12 protein-coding genes, 1 tRNA gene and 1 pseudogene are annotated in these 15,312 nt (G+C 72.5%); 3 read left to right on the plus strand and 11 right to left on the minus strand.

The features are described 5' to 3' along the window. Positions 1 to 181 precede the first annotated feature (181 nt). The 4 genes and pseudogenes from O7606_RS14855 to O7606_RS14870 form a co-directional block, all read right to left on the minus strand. Entirely contained in the window at positions 182 to 1,162 is a 981-nt protein-coding gene (locus O7606_RS14855) for a ribose-phosphate diphosphokinase (RefSeq protein WP_281594621.1), read from the minus strand. 118 nt (positions 1,163 to 1,280) lie between these two features. After that, positions 1,281 to 2,664, minus strand: a pseudogene (glmU, locus tag O7606_RS14860) (bifunctional UDP-N-acetylglucosamine diphosphorylase/glucosamine-1-phosphate N-acetyltransferase GlmU). A 130-nt stretch (positions 2,665 to 2,794) separates the two neighbouring features. Then, positions 2,795 to 2,865: transfer RNA gene (locus tag O7606_RS14865), tRNA-Gln, on the minus strand. Positions 2,866 to 2,911: 46 nt separating this feature from the next. Beyond that, complete coding sequence (locus tag O7606_RS14870) at positions 2,912 to 3,670, minus strand: helix-turn-helix domain-containing protein (RefSeq protein ID WP_281594622.1); 759 nt, start codon at positions 3,668 to 3,670, stop codon at positions 2,912 to 2,914. A gap of 269 nt (positions 3,671 to 3,939) precedes the next feature. Here O7606_RS14870 and O7606_RS14875 point away from each other — a divergent pair, with 269 nt between their 5' ends. After that, on the plus strand, positions 3,940 to 4,602 hold the full coding sequence (locus tag O7606_RS14875) for a TetR/AcrR family transcriptional regulator (protein WP_281594623.1): 663 nt from the start codon (positions 3,940 to 3,942) through the stop codon (positions 4,600 to 4,602). A 28-nt stretch (positions 4,603 to 4,630) separates the two neighbouring features. Here the strand turns inward: O7606_RS14875 and O7606_RS14880 are convergent, their stop codons facing one another. The 6 genes from O7606_RS14880 to O7606_RS14905 form a co-directional block, all read right to left on the minus strand. Next, the gene (locus O7606_RS14880) at positions 4,631 to 5,101 is read right to left on the minus strand and encodes a DUF4383 domain-containing protein (RefSeq protein WP_281594624.1); all 471 of its coding nucleotides are present in this window, start codon (positions 5,099 to 5,101) and stop codon (positions 4,631 to 4,633) included. A 158-nt stretch (positions 5,102 to 5,259) separates the two neighbouring features. Further along, complete coding sequence (locus O7606_RS14885) at positions 5,260 to 5,715, minus strand: DUF4383 domain-containing protein (protein WP_281594625.1); 456 nt, start codon at positions 5,713 to 5,715, stop codon at positions 5,260 to 5,262. A gap of 106 nt (positions 5,716 to 5,821) precedes the next feature. Then, a complete protein-coding gene (locus O7606_RS14890; protein ID WP_281594626.1) occupies positions 5,822 to 7,639 on the minus strand; it encodes an ABC-F family ATP-binding cassette domain-containing protein in 1,818 nt (605 codons plus the stop codon). Between the two features lie 445 nt (positions 7,640 to 8,084). Beyond that, complete coding sequence (locus tag O7606_RS14895; protein WP_281594627.1) at positions 8,085 to 9,032, minus strand: 4-(cytidine 5'-diphospho)-2-C-methyl-D-erythritol kinase; 948 nt, start codon at positions 9,030 to 9,032, stop codon at positions 8,085 to 8,087. Positions 9,033 to 9,109: 77 nt separating this feature from the next. Further along, complete coding sequence (gene rsmA / locus O7606_RS14900) at positions 9,110 to 9,982, minus strand: 16S rRNA (adenine(1518)-N(6)/adenine(1519)-N(6))-dimethyltransferase RsmA (RefSeq protein ID WP_281594628.1); 873 nt, start codon at positions 9,980 to 9,982, stop codon at positions 9,110 to 9,112. 65 nt (positions 9,983 to 10,047) lie between these two features. After that, on the minus strand, positions 10,048 to 11,010 hold the full coding sequence (locus tag O7606_RS14905; RefSeq protein ID WP_281594629.1) for a TatD family hydrolase: 963 nt from the start codon (positions 11,008 to 11,010) through the stop codon (positions 10,048 to 10,050). A 96-nt stretch (positions 11,011 to 11,106) separates the two neighbouring features. Between O7606_RS14905 and O7606_RS14910 the strand changes: the two genes are divergently transcribed. Continuing rightward, positions 11,107 to 12,354 (plus strand): hypothetical protein, encoded by a 1,248-nt coding sequence (locus O7606_RS14910; RefSeq protein WP_281594630.1) that lies wholly within the window; start codon positions 11,107 to 11,109, stop codon positions 12,352 to 12,354. A gap of 65 nt (positions 12,355 to 12,419) precedes the next feature. Beyond that, entirely contained in the window at positions 12,420 to 13,271 is an 852-nt protein-coding gene (locus tag O7606_RS14915) for an alpha/beta hydrolase (RefSeq protein ID WP_281594631.1), read from the plus strand. Positions 13,272 to 13,352: 81 nt separating this feature from the next. Here the strand turns inward: O7606_RS14915 and metG are convergent, their stop codons facing one another. Next, a complete protein-coding gene (gene metG / locus O7606_RS14920) occupies positions 13,353 to 15,173 on the minus strand; it encodes a methionine--tRNA ligase (protein WP_281594632.1) in 1,821 nt (606 codons plus the stop codon). Positions 15,174 to 15,312: the final 139 nt, after the last annotated feature.

Below are 15,312 nucleotides of genomic sequence, written 5' to 3' on the forward strand. Positions count from 1 at the left end.
TGCCTCCGTGCGGCGCTTTTTCAGCGGCCCGCAGGGCACCCTCGCCGTGGCAACCGCACCAGTCTACCCGAGCGCTTCGCACGCCCTTCGGCAGTACCCACATCCACGACTTCCCACCCCTGGTGTCCCCCGCCGGGCCCGGCCACAGCGGCGGGGCGCACGTCGCCCCGCCGCCGCCACGTCAGCTCAGTCCACCGAAGAGGGTGGTCACCGAACCGTCGTCGAAGACCTCCCGGATCGCCCGCGCCAGCAGCGGCGCGATCGACAGTACGGTGATCTTGTCGAGCTGCTTCTCCGGCGGCAACGGCAGGGTGTTCGTCACCACCACCTCGCTGATCGGGCTGTTCTTCAGCCGCTCGGTGGCCGGGTCGGAGAGCAGCGCGTGGGTGGACGCCACGATCACGTCGGCCGCGCCCGACTCCTGGAGGATGTCCGCCGCGCGGGCGATCGTCCCACCGGTGTCGATCATGTCGTCGACGATCAGGCAGACCCGGCCCTCCACGTCGCCCACCACCCGGTTCGCCACCACCTGGTTGGGCTTGAGCGGGTCCCGGGTCTTGTGGATGAACGCCAGCGGGCAGCCACCCAGCCGGTCGGTCCACCGCTCGGCGACCCGCACCCGACCCGAGTCCGGGGCGACCACCGTCATCGGGCGGCCCGCGTACTTGCGCTCGACGTACTCGGCCAGGATGTCCATCGCGAAGAGGTGGTCCACCGGACCGTCGAAGAAGCCCTGGATCTGCGCGGTGTGCAGGTCCACGGTGAGGATCCGGTTCGCCCCGGCCGTCCTCAGCAGGTCGGCGACCAGCCGGGCCGAGATCGGCTCCCGCCCCCGGTGCTTCTTGTCCTGCCGGGAGTACGGGTAGAACGGCAACACCACGGTGATCCGCTTCGCCGACCCGCGCTTGAGCGCGTCGACCATGATCAGGGTCTCCATGACCCAGGTGTTCACGCCGTGGGTCACGGACTGCACCACGAAGGCGTCCGACCCCCGCACCGAGTCCTTGAAACGTACGAAGATCTCGCCGTTGGCGAACTCGTACGCGTCCGCGGGAGTGGGCGCGATGCCGAGCACCTCACCGATCTCCCTGGCCAACTCCGGAAAGCCGCGTCCGGAGAAGAGCATCATGCTCTTACGGTTTTCGGCGACGATGCTGCTCATGGCGCGCCTGCTCCCAGTGGTAGGTGGTGATCCGCCGACGGCCAGTATCTACCTCGTCGATCGCCGGTCGAACCGCCCAGCCCGTGGCGTGGATTCCCTCACCCTCACTTGCCCCCGGTCACGGGCTCGGAACCACCCTCCTCGGCCCGACGCGCGGCCTCGGCGGGCGGCGTGCCCGGCCGACGCATCTCCACCCAACCCTCGATGTTGCGCTGCCGGGCCCGGGCCACCCCGAGCGCGCCCGGCGGCACGTACTTGTCGATCACCGAGCCGGCCGCCGTGTACGCGCCGTCGCCGACCTCCACCGGGGCCACGAACATGTTGTCGGCCCCGGTGCGCGCGTGGTCCCCGATCACCGTGCGGTGCTTGTTCACGCCGTCGTAGTTCACGAACACCGTCGCCGCGCCGATGTTGGTGCCCTCACCGATCGTGGCGTCGCCGACGTACGACAGGTGCGGCACCTTGGAGCCCGCGCCGATCTCGGAATTCTTCACCTCGACGAACGTGCCGACCTTGGCCTTCTCGGCCAGCTTCGCCGCCGGCCGCAGGAACGCGTACGGGCCGACGCTGGCCCGGGGGCCGACCTCGGCGCCCACCGCGTGGCTGCGCACGACGCTCGCGCCCGCCCCGACCACGGTGTCCTCCAGCGTCACGTCCGGCCCCACCAGCGCCCCCGCCCCCACCACGGTGGCCCCCCGGAGCTGGGTGTTCTGGTCGATCACCGCGTCCCGCTCGACGGTCGCCGTCACGTCGATCCAGGTGGTGTCCGGGTCCAGCAGGCTGACCCCGGCGCGCATCCAGCCCTCGTTGACCCGGTCGCGCAGCAGCCGTCGCAGCGCCGCCAGCTCGACCCGGTCGTTGCAGCCCAGCGTCTCGGTGTGGTCGGCGGCGCAGTGCACCGCCACCGGCTCACCGGCCGAGGCGAACAGCCCGAAGACGTCGGTGAGGTACTCCTCGCCCTGTTCGTTGTCGGTGGAGAGCTTGCCCAGCGCCTCCCGGAGCCGGACCACGTCGAAGGCGTAGATGCCGGCGTTGATCTCCCGGATGGCCCGCTGCTCGACGGTGGCGTCCCGCTGCTCGACGATCCGCTCCAGCCGGCCGGCGGCGTCCCGGACGATCCGCCCCAGGCCGGTCGGGTCGGGCACCTCGGCGGCCAGCACGGTGGCCGCCGCGCCGGCGTCCTCGTGCGCGCCCACCAGCTCGTCGACCGTCTCCGGGCGGAGCAGCGGAACGTCCCCGTTGATGACCACGACCGTGCCGGCGGCCTCCGGCACCGCGTCGAGGGCGATCCGGACCGCGTGCCCGGTGCCGAGCTGCCGCTCCTGGAGCACCGGGGTGGTCGCCGGGGCGACCTCGGCCAGGTGCGCCCGGACCTGGTCCGCGCCGTGCCCGACCACGACCACGGTGCGCTCGGCGCGCAGCGGCGCGGCGGCGGTCAGCACGTGGCCGACGAGGGTACGACCCAGCAGCGGGTGCAGCACCTTGGGCAGCGCCGACTTCATCCGCTTGCCCTCGCCTGCGGCGAGCACGATGACGATACGGGGGTGCGGCTGGGACACGACGAATGCTCCCGTCGGCGGTCGGACAGTCTGCGGCCATGCTAACCACGCATCATCCACACAGGTGCGCAAGCTCCCGGGAGAGGACTCGAACCCCTACAATCAGGACCAAAACCTGACGTCCTGCCATTAGACGACCCGGGATGGACTGGAGCGGACAAAACTTGCCCACCTCGCCGCTTCCTACACCTTAGCGTCCCCGCTCTGGAACCTCACCGCTCATTCCCCTCATGATCCCTTCGATCTTCCAGTAGAGCTGGCTCGACCTGAGCACGTCGATGGTCAGGCAGCCGCGATAGTCGTCCCCGATGTTCTTCCGTACCGTCTCAGGCCTGTGCCGCTTCAGGGTCGTGGGCTGGAACTCGTCGGGCGACGCGCCCACCACGTCGGCCCACCAGCGGACCGCAGCAGCGGCGTCCGCAGTCTCATGGATGCTGACCCGAAACCGCAGGCGCGCTCTGGGCACCCCGAGCGCCTCCAGGAAGCGAATGAAGATGCCGACCAACGCCGGATCACTGTTGATGAACTTGACCCGGCAGTCATGAGGCCGCCACGGCTTCGCCTTGCCACCCTCACACCAGTACACGGCAGCGCCCACGAGGATCAGCTCACGGTGCCGCAACTCGCGCACCCAGGACGCCGCCGCCTCGACGGTCTCCCGTCGCGCCACGTCCCGAGCCAGCCGATGGCCCTCCCACCGCGCGTCGGTCATCAGTTTCGAGTGGGCGCGACGCCGTTGCCGGGCCGCTTCGGCGTCACCATCGAGCGGCAGGTGCCCTACCCAGCGGTAGGCGGTGGACTTCGCCACCCCCACCCGCTGGGCGATCTCGTTCACCGAGCAACCGGCTGCGCGGAGAGCAAAAGCCTCGGCACGACGCTGGGCGCCGCCGCGGGCTGGCCGGTCAAGGACATCATCGTGCCGCGGCTCGGCGGCGAGCGGATCGACCATGACCGGAACCTAGAACACCCGTACGACAGATCGGCGAGCTACGACCTCCCGACGGTCGGTGACGACGAAGCGGATGGGCGGCGGGTGAACCGGCCGGAGCGGGCCGGTAACCGAGCGGTGGCCGTCGCCCGCACCTGACAGTATGGCCGGATGACTGGGCACGACGGAGAGCACACCGGACGACGGCGACGCGACCGGGCAGACGGGCCCGCCGGGGGCGTGGTCGGAGCGGGCCGGAACACCGCCCGGCCGTCCGCCGGCGCGGCGGCGTGAGCGAGCCGGCCCGGCGGCGGGTGACACCGACCGGCAAACCGCCGCCCCGGGTACGCATGTCAGCCGCGCAGCGGCGCGAGCAGCTCATCTCCATCGCCCGGCAGATCTTCGCCGAGCGCGGCTTCGACGCCACCTCCATCGAGGAGGTGGCCGCCCGGGCGAAGGTGTCCAAACCGGTGGTCTACGAGCACTTCGGCGGCAAGGAGGCCCTCTACGCGGTGGTGGTGGACCAGGAGGTCCGGGCCCTGCTGGACCGGGTCACCACGGCGCTGACCGCCGGTCATCCCCGCGAGTTGCTGGAGCAGGCGGCGATGGCGCTGCTCAGCTACATCGAGGAGGAGACCGCCGGCTTCCGGGTGCTGGTCCGCGAGTCGCCGCTGCTCTCCGCGGCCGGCAGCTTCAGCAGCGTGCTCAACGACGTCGCGCACCAGGTCGAGCACGTGCTCGGCGCCGAGTTCAACAACCGCGGGTACGACCCGAAGCTGGCCGAGCTCTACTCGCAGGCCCTGGTGGGGATGGTGGCGTTGACCGGGCGCTGGTGGCTGGAGGTGCGCAAGCCGCGCAAGGAGACGGTGGCGGCGCACCTGGTCAACCTGGCCTGGAACGGTCTGTCGCACCTGGAGGCCGAGCCCGGCATGATCACCGTACGGGACCGCTGAGGCCGGGCGGCCGTCCCGACGGGCCGGCTCAGCGCCGGCTGGTCACGGTGTGGTCGCGGTCCCGCCGTCCGGCGTCGGCGTGGTCCGGCGGGCCGACCTTGTCGTAGAGGCCGGTGGCGAGCAGCAGCAGCCCGAACAGCAGCGACACGACGACCGTGGACATCGAGAAGTTCAGGAAGTTCGCGTCGGTCTGCAGCACGCTCATCATCAGCACCCCGGTCACCATGAAGACGACCCCGGCGGTGAGGTTCATGTAGTGGCCGAGGTTGGTCCGGCGGGACGCGCCGATGATGAGCACGATCCCGAAGGCCACCGAGGCCAGCGAGAAGGCCGGATTGGTGCGGAGCCCGAGGGCCCAGTGGCTGCCCCGGTCGAAGAGCGGCTCACCCCAGGTGAGCACGACGCCCCAGACGCCGAAGACCAGGATGTAGAAGCCGACGAGGCCGGCGATGGCCCGGTAGAGCGGACGCGCCGGATGGTTGACCGGGAAATGCGCCATGACACCCTCCTCCGTCTTCGGTGTGCGATCACCCGGATTGTCACCCGGACCGGAGGAGGGTGTCCGGCGAACCGCCGGGTCGACCGTCGGCCGACTCAGCTCAGCGCACGCGGGCCGGCGGGCTCAGCGCACGCGCCGAGCGGGCGTGCCGGCCGGGCTCAGAGCAGCAGCCGGGCGTCGTGCGCGAGCTTCTGCTCCTCCTCGGAGCCGACCTTGCCGTACATGCCGACCATGAGCAGGACCAGACCGAGGAGCATGGTCACGATCACGGTGGTGATGGTGACGTTGAAGATGTTCGCGTCGGTCTGGATGAAGGCCAACTCGAAGAGGCTGAGCGCCATCAGGCCGTACGCGGTCCACTGGTTGATCGCGACGTCGCGGTTGCGACCGAGCAGGGTGCCGGCCAGGACGAGCGCGCCGAGCAGAATGCTGAGCAGCGAAAGGGCGAAGTTCCCGCCCTGACCGAGGACCTTCGTGTCATCCTGGGCGAAGAGGTCGTCACCCAGGGTGGTGATCACGCCGAGCACACCGAAGACCACCAGGTACAGACCGGTCAGCCCGCCGATCGCCCGGTAGATCGGCCGCGCGGGATGGTTGACGGGGGTGTGGGTCATGTCTGAGTCTCCAACGCCGAACGGTTGAGGGGGTTCGCGAACGATTCTCCCGCATACCCGATGGTGACGCCGCAGCCGACCCCCGGCTTTCGCCGACGTGCGCCGCTCAGTTCCCCGGAATCTCCTCGGCCAGGGTGAGCCAGGTCTCCTCGGTCTGCTCCCGTTCGGCGCGTACCTCCTTGAGTTGCGCGTCGAGGTCGGCGACCCGGGCGTAGTCGGTCGCGTTGGCGGCGAGCTGGTCGAGCAGTGTCGTCTCCCGCTGTTCCAGCTTGCCGAGCTGCCGTTCCAGCCGGGTCAGCTCCTTGCGGGCCTGCCGGGCCTCGGCGGCGGACATCCCCGCGGCGGCGGGCGCGCCGGCGGTGGACGCCTCGGCCGTCAGGGTGGCCGTGGTCGGCGCGGCGGGGGCGGTACGCCCGGCCGCCCGGGTCAGGTACTCGTCGACTCCGCCGGGCAGGTGCACGAGCCGGCCGTCGCCGAACATCCCGTACACCGCGTCGGTGACCCGTTCGACCAGGTAGCGGTCGTGGCTGGCCACCACGATCGTGCCCGGCCAGGAGTCGAGCAGGTCCTCCAGCGCGGCGAGGGTGTCGGTGTCCAGGTCGTTGGTCGGCTCGTCGAAGAGCAGCACGTTCGGCTCGGCGGCGAGCAGACGCAGCATCTGCAACCGGCGGCGTTCCCCGCCGGACAGGTCCCCGACCGGGGTCCACAGCCGCCGGTCGTCGAAGCCGAACGTCTCGGCGAGCTGGGCGGCGGAGAGCTCCCGGTCGCCGAGCTGCACCCGCCGGGCGACCTCCTCGACGGCCTCCAGCACCCGCAGGTGCCCGGGCAGCTCGGCCAGCTCCTGGGAGAGGAACGCCGGCCGGACGGTGGAGCCGGTGCCGAGCCGCCCACCGTCGGGACGGGTCACCCCGGCGAGCATCCGCAGCAGGGTGGTCTTGCCGGCCCCGTTCGCCCCAAGGATCGCGATCCGGTCGCCGGGGCCGACCTGCCAGGTGACGTCGCGCAGGATCTCCTTCGGGCCGGCGTGCAGGGTGACCTGCTCCAGGTCGTACACCTGCTTGCCGAGCCGGGCGGTGGCCAGCCGTTGCAGCGACATGGTGTCGCGCGGCGGCGGCACGTCGTCGATCAGCGCGTTGGCCGCGTCGATCCGGAACTTCGGCTTGGAGGTACGGGCCGGCGGGCCGCGCCGCAGCCAGGCGATCTCCTTGCGGAGCAGGTTCTGCCGGCGGGCCTCGGTGGCGGCGGCGACCCGTTCCCGTTCGGCCCGGGCCAGCGTCCAGGCGGCGAAGCCGCCCTCGTAGGCGCGGACGGTCTGGTCGGCGACCTCCCAGGTGGCGGTGCAGACCGCGTCGAGGAACCACCGGTCGTGGGTGACCACCACCAGCGCGCCCCGCCGGCCCAGCAGGTGCCTCGCCAGCCAGTCCACGCCGCCGACGTCCAGGTGGTTGGTGGGCTCGTCCAGGATGAGCAGGTCGGACTCGCGGATCAGCAGGGCGGCCAGGGCCACCCGCCGTCGTTCGCCGCCGGACATCGGGCCGACCGGCTGGTCCAGACCGAGGTACGGCATGCCGAGCCCGTCGAGGACGGCCCGGATTCCGGCGTCGCCGGCCCACTCGTGCTCGGCGCCCATGCTCTCGCCCAGCCAGGCGGTGCCGAGGACGACGTCCCGCACGGTGGCGTCGGAGGCCAGCGTCAGGTTCTGCGGCAACCAGGCCACCCGCAGGTCACGGCGGTGGGTGACCCGGCCGTCGTCCGGCTCCTCCTGCTTGGTGAGCATCCGCAGCAGGGTGGACTTGCCGGCCCCGTTGAGCCCGACCACGCCGACCCGGTCGGCGTCGTCCAGGCCGAGCGACACCTCGGTGAGCAGCGGCCCGGCCGCGCCGTACCCCTTGGACACCCGGTCCAGGTTGACGATGTTGGCCACTGCCCCACCTCTCATGATCAAGGCGTCCCCGGCGCGGTCGGGCACCACGGGACGCCACCCGAAGCCTAGCCCGCCCCCGGGACCCGCCCACCACGCCGCCGGCCACCGCCCAGACCCACCCCACCACGCCGCCGCCCAGAGCCACCCCACCACCGAGTACGCCCCACCATTTACGCCAAATAGGCGTGACGCGCCCTGCGGTAAGCCCAATATCCAGGAAACGTCGAGCGGGGCAGAGGCCACCGGGCAGTCAGCTCTGACCTTTTGCCCCGTTTCGCCCCGATTGCGCCAGGGCGTGCGTCGGTGGAGCAGCAGCCCGGCCGGCGGCCACGACGATCGCCCGACGTCGAGGCCCGCCGCCATTTCGCCGAAGTGGGTGTCATCCAGGCCGAGGTACGCCCCATATCCCGGAAACGGCCAACAAGGGCGGGGGCGGGGGGCGGGGTCAGGTGACGCGGGCGCCGGGGACGGGGCCGTGGGCGGGACGGGCCTGCCGGCACACCCCGGCATCGGTCAGCTCGGCGGCGATCCGTTCGGCGTCGGCGGCGTCCCGGACCAGGAAGACGCAGGTGGGGCCGGAGCCGGAGACCAGGCCGGCGAGGGCGCCGGCCGCCTCGCCGGCCTTCAGGGTGTCGGCCAGCGCCGGGCGCAGGGAGAGCGCGGCGGCCTGGAGGTCGTTGCCGAGCGCGGCGGCGAGCACCGCCGGGTCGGACTGGCGCAGCGCGGCCAGCAGCGCGTCGGTGCTGCCGAGCGGCTCGGGCGCGGCGTCCCGGTCGCGCAGCCGGTCGAGTTCCCGGTACGCCTCGGGGGTGGAGAGCCCGCCGTCGGCCAGCGCCACCACCCAGTGCCAGGAGGTGGCCTTGGCCAGCACGGGGCTGACCGCCTCGCCCCGGCCGGTGCCGAGGGCGGTGCCGCCGTGGATCAGGAACGGCACGTCGGAGCCGAGGGTGGCGGCGATCGCGGCCAGCTCGTCCCGGGCCAGGCCGGTGCCCCAGAGGGTGTCGCAGGCGACCAGGGTGGCGGCGGCGTCCGCGCTGCCGCCGGCCAGCCCGCCGGCGAGGGGGATCTGTTTGCGCAGGTGCAGCCGGGCGTGGGCGGGGCGGCCGGCGTACGCGGCCAGGGCGCGGGCGGCCCGGATCACCAGGTTGGTGTCGTCCAGGGCCAGCTCGCCGGTGCCCTCGCCGGCCATGGTGAGGCTGAGGGTGTCGCCCCGTCGGGCGGTCAGCTCGTCGTGGATCGAGATGGCGTGGTAGACGGTGTTCAGCTCGTGGTAGCCGTCGGCGCGCAGCGGCCCCACCCCGAGATGCAGGTTGATCTTGGCGGGCACCCGGACCCGGACCGGGCCACTGGCGGCGAAGGGCTCGTCCCCGTCCGGTCGCCACGCCTCGGTCACGGGGTGACGTCCCGGACGCGCAGCCGGATCTCGAACGACATCTCCACGATCAGCTCCTCGGCGGGCACGGCGTCAGCCTACTGGGCGGTGAGCGTACCGGCCGGAGCCGACGCGGCGATGGCGGCGAACTGCTCGACGGTCAGCGACTCACCCCGGGCCCCGGGGTCCACGCCGGCCGCGACGAGCGCCGCCGCCGCCCGGTCCGGGCCGCCGGCCCAGCCGGCCAGCGCGGCGCGCAGGGTCTTGCGGCGCTGCGCGAACGCCGCGTCCACCACCGCGAAAACCTGTTTGCGGGGTACGTCGGGTCGGGGCGGCTCGCGGCGGGTGAAGGCGACCAGGCCGGAGTCGACGTTCGGCACCGGCCAGAACACGTTCGGCGGGACCTTGCCGGCGGGGCGGGCGTGGGTGTGCCAGGCGAGCTTGACCGACGGGATGCCGTACACCTTGGAGCCGGGGCCGGCGACGAGCCGGTCGGCGACCTCCTTCTGCACCATCACCAGCCCGTGCCGGAGGCTGGGCAGCTCGGCGAGCAGGTGCAGCACCACCGGCACGGCCACATTGTACGGCAGGTTCGCCACCAGCGCGGTCGGGGCCGGGTCGGCCAGGTCGGCGGCGGTGACCCGCAGCGCGTCGGCCCGGTGCACGGTGAGCCGGGCGGCGTCCGGGCCGGCGAACCGGGCGGCGGTGGCCGGCAGCGCCCCGGCCAGCGCCGGGTCGATCTCCACGGCGTGCACGTGCGCGGCGGCCGGGAGCAGCCCGAGGGTGAGCGAGCCGAGCCCGGGGCCGACCTCCAGCGCCACGTCGTCGGGGGCGAGGCCGGCGGCGGTGACGATCCGGCGCACCGTGTTCGGGTCGTGGACGAAGTTCTGGCCGAGCTTCTTGGTCGGCGCCACCCCGAGCCGGGCGGCCAGCTCCCGGATCTCCGCCGGGCCGAGCAGGTCTACGGCCATGGCCCCACAGCCTACTGAGCCGCCGACCGGCCGCCCCTGCTCACCCCGGGCGTCGGGAACGCGCCTCACCCCCACGGACCGAAGACGCGGTCGCCGTTGGCGGAGAGGTGGGCGCACAGCTCGGCCAGGTCGACGCCGGTGGTCGCGGCCAGCGACCGGACGGTGAGCGGGATCAGGTACGACGCGTTCGGCCGACCCCGGTGCGGCATCGGGGTCAGGTACGGCGCGTCGGTCTCCACCAGGAGCTGCCCGGGCGGGGTCGACGCGGCGGCCTCGCGTAGCGCCCCGGCGCTGCCGAAGGTGACCGTGCCGGCGAAGCTGAGCAGGTAGCCTCGCCGGACGCACTCGGCCGCGAAGTCGGCGTCCCCGGAGAAGCAGTGCAGCACGACGGTTTCCGGCGCGCCCTCGTCGTCGAGGACGCGCAGCACGTCGGCGTGCGCGTCCCGGTCGTGGATGACCAGCGGCTTGCCGTACCGCTTGGCGATCGCGATGTGCGCCCGGAAGCTCTCCTCCTGCGCGGCCCGGCCCTCGTCGCCGGTGCGGAAGAAGTCCATGCCGGTCTCGCCGACGCCCCGGACCCGGTCGTGGGCGGCGAGCGCCTCGATCCGGCGCAGCGCCTCGTCCAGGTCGGCGAGCCGGGGGGCCTCGTTGGGGTGCAGGGCGACGGTGGCGACGACCGCCGGGTGCCGCTCGGCGATCTCGACGCCCCAGGCGGAGGAGGCGACGTCCACCCCGACCTGGACGAGCCGGTCCACGCCCACCCCGGCGGCCACCGCGACGACCGCCGCGACCGGGTCGTCGGCGCTGCCGCCGGCCGGGTCGTCGGCGGAGCCGCCGGGAGACTGAGCGGCGGGACCGCCGGTCAGGTCGGCGGCGGGGACACCGGCCTCGGTGACGGTGATGTCGAGGTGGGTGTGGCTGTCCGGAACGGGGTGGGGCAGCGGCTCGGGCGCGGGCGGGAACTCCCCGGCCCGGCGGGCGGCACGCTGTCGGCGGGATTCGGTCTGCTCGCTCATCGCCGTCAGCATCACACACCGGCCGGTCGCCGACGGCCACGGCTGGTTCCCCCGAGTGGCAATCCGCTGTTCATCCCGTCGGTGTCCAGGGCCTTTACCGTCTGGCCGATGAGTGTCTCCGCCCAGACCGGCGACGACGGCCGGGAACGCGCCGGGTTGTGGGTGACATGTCAGGGCGTCGGTCATCCGGCGGAGGAGATCGCCCGGGGCGCCGCGTACGAGATCTTCAGCGCCGTCGAGGCGCCCGGGTTCGAGTGGGCGCCCCGACCGGGCGCGCCGCTGCCGTGGCGACGCTTCGTGCACGCGACCGAGGTGACGGCGGCGCACGGGGCGTCGTCGCCGACCGAGGAGCAGGAGACGCCGCTGCTGGTGCCGCTGCACCGGGAGCGGGACTGGTCCGACGTCCAGCAGCTCACCCAGCAGCCGTCGGCGGCCGGGCATCCGGTGCTCGGCGCGCTGCGCGGCTCGGCGACGATCCGCCGGGGCACCCGGATGGTGAAGGTGCTCTCCGCCCGGCAGCTCGCCGGACACGTCCGCGGCTGGCTGCCGTACGGCTTCTGCCACCGGGAGCACGACGTGGCCCACCTGCGTACCCCGGCGGCGCTGGCGGTGCTGCGCACCGACGGCGAGGGCGGGCGGGACGGCACGGACGTGGCGTACGCGCTGCGTTGGCGGGCCGCCGACCCGGTCGACTACGACATGCCGACCGGTGACGCGTACCGGGGGCTGGTGGAACTGCCGCCCCGGGACCGGGTTGGCCCACCGGTGCTGGGCACCGGGTTCGCCCCGAGCGGCACGCAGGTGATCCCGGAGTTCGTCACCCGGGACTTCGCGGACCTGCCGATGCCGGCCAACGCCGCCCTGCTCGCGTACCCGGCCGAGGGCGGGGAGGTGGTCCTCTACACCTACCAGGCGGAGCAGCGCGGTTGGCTGCGGATGGTGGGTCCGCGTTGGCGGCACCTGCTCGCGGCGGTGCCGGGTCTCTCCCCCGACCAGGAGTACGTGCCGACCACCGACCCGGCCCGGTCCACCCAGCTCGTCGGCGGCTACGGCGGCGGCGAGTACGAGGCGGTGGCGGACCTGCCGGGCGGTTTCCGGGTGTTGGCGATGACCCGGACCGCCCGGTATCCGGTGGAGTCGGTCAGCCGGCGGCTGCGGCACGCGCGCTGGCGGGACGTGGACTGCCTGGTGCTCCGGGAGGAGGCGGGCTGGCTGCGGCTGCGGCTGCGCCGACCGGACCCGGAGGCCGTGGCGGTGACCGGCGCGCACTGTCAGGAACGGGGCGTGTACGAGACCTGGGCGCCAGCGGTCGAGGTGACCGACGACCGGATCGTGGACCTGCCGTACCTCCTCTGACCGGGCATAACGCGTGGCAGCGTGGGAAAGCGGCGAACTTCCGAGCACAGCCTGGAGGAGGTTCGATGCCTTTCGTCACCGTCGGCGCCGAGAACGGCGCGCCGATCGACCTGTACTACGAGGACCACGGTCAGGGGCGACCGGTGGTGCTCATCCACGGCTTCCCGTTCAACGGCGCGACCTGGGAGAAACAGACCATCGCCCTGCTGGAGGCGGGCTTCCGGGTGATCACGTACGACCGGCGCGGTTTCGGCAACTCCAGCCAGCCGACGTCCGGGTACGACTACGACACCTTCTCCGCCGACCTGGACGTGCTGATGAACCACCTGGACCTGCGGGACGCGGTGCTGGTGGGGCATTCGATGGGCACCGGTGAGGTGATCCGCTACCTGGGCGCGTACGGGTCGAGCCGGGTGGAGCGGGCGGTGGTGCTGGCCCCGCTCGCGCCGTACCTGCTGAAGACGCCGGACAACCCGGAGGGCGTGGAGCAGCAGCTCTTCGACGGGTTCAAGCAGGCCATCCGCGCCGACCGGTTCGCCTACCTGACCAGCTTCTGCGACAGCTTCTTCAACTACCAGCAGAACAAGGGCAAGCTGGTCAGCGAGGAGGCGTACCGGGCGCACTGGAACATCGGCGCGCGGGCCTCCGGCAAGGGCACCCTGGACTGCGTGGACGCCTGGCTCACCGACTTCCGGGGCGACCTGCCCCGGATCGACGTGCCGGTGCTGATCGTGCAGGGTGACGCGGACGCCGTCCTGCCGTTCCCGGCCACCGGGCAGCGGCTGGTGAACATGCTGCCGGACGCGAAGCTGATCACCCTGCCGGGCGCCCCGCACGGCACCCCGTGGACCCACGCCGACGAGGTGAACCGGGCGATCATCGAGTTCGTCGGCGTCCGGGCGATGGCCCACGCCTGAGCGGTCGCGTCGCCCCCGGCGAGCCCGGGGGCGACGCGGTCGGCGCTGGCCGGGGTCCGGCGGCCGGGCCGTCATTCCGGGTCAGCCGCCGAGGCGGGCCAGCTCCTCGTCGACGATGGACGGGTCGAGCTTGCGGAAGACCGGCTTCGGCGCGGCCAGCGGCCGGCCCACCACCAGCGGTACGGACTCCCAGCGCGCGCCCTGCGTGTAGTCGCCGGTCAGCACCGGGTACGCCGGCCCGCCGTCGAGGTCGTCGACCTCGACGACGGACGGCATCGGCGCGTGCACGCCGGTGCCGCCGAGCAGCTCGTGCACCTGCTGCGCGGAGTGCGGCAGGAACGGGGTGAGCAGCGTGTTCGCGTCGCTGATCACCTGGAGGGCGACATGCAGGACGGTGCCCATCCGGGGTTTGTCGGCCTCGGCCTTGAGTTTCCACGGGGCCTGCTCGGAGAGGTACCGGTTGGCCTCGGCGACCACCTTCATCGCCTCGCCGATGGCCTGCTTCTGCCGGTGCCGGGCGATCAGGTCGCCGACCGTGTCGAAGCCGGCGCGGGCCACCGCCAGCAGCGCCTCGTCGGCGGCGGTCAGCCCGGCCGGGTCGACCGGCGGGATCGCCCCGAAGTTCTTCGCGGCCATCGAGACGGACCGGTTGACCAGGTTGCCCCAGCCGGCGACCAGCTCGTCGTTGTTGCGGCGCAGGAACTCGGCCCAGGTGAAGTCGGTGTCGGTGTTCTCCGGGCCGGCGACGGCGATGAAGTAGCGCAGCGCGTCGGCGTCGTACCGCTGGAGGAAGTCGCGCACGTAGATGACGACCCGGCGGGACGAGGAGAACTTGCGCCCCTCCATGGTCAGGAACTCGCTGGAGACGACCTCGGTGGGCAGGTGGAGCCGGCCGTACCGGCCCGGCTCGCCGTCGTTGGCGCCCGCCCCGGAGTACCCGGACAGCAGCGCCGGCCAGATCACCGAGTGGAAGACGATGTTGTCCTTACCCATGAAGTAGTACGCCCCGGCGTCCTTGCCTTCGGCGTCGACGCTGCCTTCGGCGTCGACGCTCCACCACTTCCGCCACGCCTCGGGGTCGCCGGACCGACGGGCCCACTCGATGGAGGCGGAGAGGTAGCCGATCACCGCGTCGAACCAGACGTAGATCCGCTTGTCGGCGCGGTCCCGCCAGCCGTCGAGGGGGATCGGCACCCCCCACTCCAGGTCGCGGGTGATGGCCCGGGGCTGGAGGTCGTCGAGCAGGTTCTTCGAGAACCGCAGCACGTTGGGCCGCCAGCCCTCGCGGGTGTCCAGCCACTGCCGCAGCACGTCGGCCAGGGCGGGCAGGTCGAGGAAGAAGTGCTCGGTCTCCACGAACTGCGGGGTCTCGCCGTTGATCTTCGACCTGGGGTCGATCAGGTCGATCGGGTCGAGCTGGTTGCCGCAGTTGTCGCACTGGTCGCCGCGTGCGCTGTCGTACCCGCAGATCGGGCAGGTGCCCTCGATGTAGCGGTCGGGCAGGGTCCGCCCGGTGGACGGGGAGATCGCCCCCATGGTGGTCTTCGGGACGATGTACCCGTTGCGGTGCATCCCCTCGAAGATCTCCTGCACCACCGCGTAGTGGTTGCGGGTGGTGGTGCGGGTGAACAGGTCGTACGACAGGCCGAGGCCGTGCAGGTCCTCCACGATCACCCGGTTGTACCGGTCGGCCAGCTCGCGGGCGGTCACCCCCTCCGCGTCCGCCTGCACCTGGATCGGGGTGCCGTGTTCGTCGGTGCCGGAGACCATGAGCACGTCGTGGCCGGCCATCCGCATGTACCGGGCGAAGACGTCGGAGGGGACGCCGAAACCGGAGACGTGGCCGATGTGGCGCGGGCCGTTGGCGTACGGCCAGGCTACCGCCGCGAGAACGTGACTCATGACCAGCAAGCCTAGTGACCGGGCCGAAGTGATCGCGAACCAATAGGCCGTACGGGTCGTCAGGACGCCGGCCAGCCCCCGCCCGCGCCAACCGATTTGTCCTCGACACGCGGGCTGAGCTGCACGTCCACCCGCTCAG

Origin of the sequence: Micromonospora sp. WMMD882 (genome assembly GCF_027497255.1) — a bacterium.
Classification (GTDB): Bacteria; Actinomycetota; Actinomycetes; order Mycobacteriales; family Micromonosporaceae; genus Micromonospora.